This is a genomic window from uncultured Thiodictyon sp. (assembly GCF_903828115.1).
GTDB lineage: Bacteria > Pseudomonadota > Gammaproteobacteria > Chromatiales > Chromatiaceae > Thiodictyon.
The window spans coordinates 1-2,690 of record NZ_CAIKKU010000047.1 but is presented as its reverse complement, the minus strand read 5'-3'; the positions used below and the strand labels follow the sequence as shown (position 1 = coordinate 2,690).

General features: G+C 67.4%; 5 protein-coding genes. 3 read left to right on the top strand and 2 right to left on the bottom strand.

Going from position 1 to position 2,690, the window contains the following annotated elements:
• Together QZY48_RS01705 and QZY48_RS01700 are read right to left on the bottom strand one after the other, a co-directional pair.
• A partial coding sequence (locus tag QZY48_RS01705; RefSeq protein WP_295426884.1) for a hypothetical protein occupies positions 1 to 198 on the bottom strand: 198 nt, incomplete at its 3' end.
• A gap of 6 nt (positions 199 to 204) precedes the next feature.
• The gene (locus QZY48_RS01700; protein WP_295426881.1) at positions 205 to 504 is read right to left on the bottom strand and encodes a hypothetical protein; all 300 of its coding nucleotides are present in this window, start codon (positions 502 to 504) and stop codon (positions 205 to 207) included.
• 47 nt (positions 505 to 551) lie between these two features.
• On the opposite strand from QZY48_RS01700, the gene QZY48_RS01695 reads away from it, so the two are divergent.
• The 3 genes from QZY48_RS01695 to QZY48_RS01685 form a co-directional block, all read left to right on the top strand.
• Positions 552 to 1,055: a hypothetical protein gene (locus QZY48_RS01695; RefSeq protein WP_295426879.1), complete on the top strand. Its 504-nt coding sequence runs from the start codon at positions 552 to 554 to the stop codon at positions 1,053 to 1,055.
• Between the two features lie 279 nt (positions 1,056 to 1,334).
• Positions 1,335 to 1,793, top strand: a complete 459-nt coding sequence (locus QZY48_RS01690) for a YkgJ family cysteine cluster protein (RefSeq protein ID WP_295426876.1) — start codon at positions 1,335 to 1,337, stop codon at positions 1,791 to 1,793.
• 4 nt (positions 1,794 to 1,797) lie between these two features.
• A partial coding sequence (locus tag QZY48_RS01685; RefSeq protein WP_295426874.1) for a hypothetical protein occupies positions 1,798 to 2,690 on the top strand: 893 nt, incomplete at its 3' end.

Here is a 2,690-nt window from a genome sequence, read left to right as displayed (position 1 = left end):
CGCTTTGGCATGTGGCTGGATGCCGATGGTCTGGCCCGTTATGGTGCGCAGCCGGCTGCCGCGGCCATCAGGCCCTTGCACCAACAAATACATGTGTTGGCAACAGCCTTGTGCGACCTCCATACCCAAGGCAGGACACCCGAGGCCCTGGGGAGGCTGCATGACCTGCATGACGTGCAGGAGGCTCTGCTCGAACACCTAAAGTCACTGGTCCGGGAGCGGTCGCGCCCGTCCGGCTGAGCCGGTGACGAAGGTCGCGGCGGCCTCCGCAGCGACACCCGCCATCAGGGTGCCGCGGCGCACCCCGTCCCACGCAAACCATCCCGACAGCACCCAGGCAAGGAGCGTCAGGACCACCAGGCTTGGCAGGCCCAGGTACCGACGCCGTCGCTCCCGGATGACCGCCCGGGAGAGCCGGTCCAGGCCGGACTGCGCCTTGGCGTGACAACCGCGCTTTCTGGGTTGCAGATAATCCGGGCCAAGCGGATGTTTGCGGGTCGCCACACTCAGGCAAGACCCATATCCTCTCGTTTCTGTGTCATGATGATCTGATGAAGACCCTGCGACGCGCGTTTTCGATCGCCCATGGATGCATGGCCATTCTCTTTGCCTGCGCGGCACTCGCGCTCATCGTGATCGCCGCCAAGATAGGCTGGCTCGCCGTGATGGGCGGGCTGGATCGCGGTGCCGCGCAAGCCATTATCGAGGCCGTAGGTTTGCTGGCGGCAGCGGTGGTGGCGCTGCAGATCGCACAGACCATTGCCGAAGAGGAGGTCGTACGCGACGCCCATATCAGCGGGCCGACTCGGGTGCGGCGTTTTCTATCGCGCTTTCTCGTGGTCGTCGTAGTGGCGCTGACCATCGAAGGCCTGGTTGCAACCTTCAAGGCAGCGCACGAGGACCCGGGACACTTGGTCTATGCCGCGAGCATCGTGCTCGCGGCCGGCGTGCTGCTCGCCGGCTGGGGACTATTCGTCCGCCTGAATCGTTACGCCGAGGAGCTCGAACCGGAGGCTATGGCGGAAGCGAAACGCGAAGATGTCAAACTCAACTAGCCGTCGCACCAGGCGCCCCCACCCCTTGCTCGCGGGGAGCGCCAACGGCGGGCCGCCAGTGCCCGACAGGGCTCGGACTCATGGTCCCGGCCGCCCCGGGCCGGAGTCCAAAGCTTGCGCTTTGGATCAGGACCAAGGCTGAAGCCTTGGACTCCAGAAGGTGGCCGCCGGCCGGAACGATGATCAAGGTTATTGGCTTCCTGCTCCAGCGTTTTCCGGGGATGACTCGTGCAACCAAAGCCCCCTTTAGCCCGACTTCATGACGAGATCAACGCGCGTGTGCAAGACATCCGGGGTGAGCATCCCGACTGGCCGTGCGGCAAAGGCTGCGGCAATTGTTGCCGGGCGCTCGCCGAAGTGCCCCAACTCACGGCAGCGGAATGGGACCTGCTGCGCGCGGGCCTCGCCGTGCTCGCGCCGCAACCGCGGCGGGAGATCCGTCGGAACCTGGCGGCCTTGGTCGGCCAGCGGTCACGACCGGTTGTCTGCCCGCTCCTTGACCGGACGTCCAACGCATGTCTGGTCTATGCCCAGCGCCCGGTGGCCTGCCGCACCTACGGCTTCTATTTGCAGCGTCACCTGGGGCTCTATTGCCATGACCTCGAAGCCCGTGTCGCCGGCGGCGCCTTGGCAGACGTGGTGTGGGGCAACCACGCTGCCATCGATCGCCAACTCGCCGACCTGGGCGAGCCCCGTGCATTGACCGAGTGGTTCGAGCCGCCGTCATCGGCACCCTGACCACATGAAGCGCCCCAGTTACCCCTGGGCCTTTCGCCCGCGGTTGCGCGCCCGCGGCTTCAGTTGGCGCGGTTCCAGTCTGGCCGCCCAACGCCTGAAGGAGGCAGTGGCGGAGATCAAGGCGGTCAGCCGGCAGGACCCGCTGGTGGCGGCCGATGGGGCGATCGTCCTGATGGAGAAGCTGTGGCCGGCACTGGAGCAGATCGACAGTTCCTCCGGGGCCTTGGGTAGCGCGGTCGGCAAGACCGTGCACGCGCTGCTCGATCTCCTCATCGCGGCCCCGGCCGACGCGGACCTGCGCGAGGAGTGGCTCACGCGCCTGTGGACAGCGGTGCAGGAGGACGGGGTGGATTTCCTCACGGAAGTCAGCGAACGCTGGGGCGAACTCTGCGGGACCCCGGCGCGCGCCTCCCAGGCGGCCGATGAACTGCGCGCGCTGGTGCAGCGCAGTTGGAGCGAGCCGCATGGGGCCTATTTCCGCGGCACCCCGGCCTGTCTGTCCTGCCTGCTGGCGGCCGGGCGTCACCAGGAACTGCTGGACCTGATCGACACCGCCCCCTTTCTATGGTGGCACGACCGCCGCTACGGCGTGCGCGCGCTGACCGCCATGGGGCAGACGGACGCGGCGATCCGCTACGCCGAGGCCTCGCGGGGGTCAAACGATAGCCCCGTCACCATCGCGCGCGCCTGCGAGGAGATCCTGCTCGCCGCCGGGCGCTCGGACGAGGCCTACCGCCGCTATGCGCTGGCGGCCAACCCGGCCGGGAGCCATCTGGCGACCTTCCGGGCGCTGAAAAAGAAGTACCCGCAAAGGGACCCGCGTACGATCCTTCATGACCTGATCGGCGGCACGCCCGGGGAGGAAGGCAAGTGGTTTGCGGCGGCCAAGTCGGGCGG

Bases quoted from the DNA above. Each gene is read 5' to 3' on its own strand.
- QZY48_RS01695 (WP_295426879.1), top strand. From the start codon at position 552: ATGAAGACCCTGCGACGCGCGTTTTCGATCGCCCATGGATGCATGGCC.